This is a genomic window from Megasphaera jansseni, assembly GCF_047974155.1.
Lineage (GTDB): Bacteria > Bacillota > Negativicutes > Veillonellales > Megasphaeraceae > Megasphaera.
The window spans coordinates 1-263 of record NZ_JBHYRR010000099.1 but is presented as its reverse complement, the minus strand read 5'-3'; the positions used below and the strand labels follow the sequence as shown (position 1 = coordinate 263).

Genomic DNA, 263 nt, shown 5'->3' with positions numbered 1-263 from the left:
AATAAAGGCGAAATCACAGGCCTGACCAATAAGACGCTCGACGTTGAAGGATTTGCTACGAAAGGCAGAGCGGCAACAGAAGAACAGCTGAGCGCTATGCAGAGCGGGCTGACGGCAGCTGACAAATACGTGACCAGCGGTACGATTGATAAGGCCAATGGTACGATGAAGCTGAACGTAGCCAATGTGTCGACGCCGGTCTCCATTACCGGACTGACGGATTATCAGGTCACGCAGGATGGCAGCAGCTATGATGCAGAAAA

General features: G+C 52.1%; 1 protein-coding gene. It reads left to right on the top strand.

From position 1 onward, the window contains the following. Positions 1-263 (top strand): hypothetical protein (locus ACE418_RS13545; RefSeq protein WP_416451090.1); only part of this gene is annotated, 263 nt, incomplete at both ends.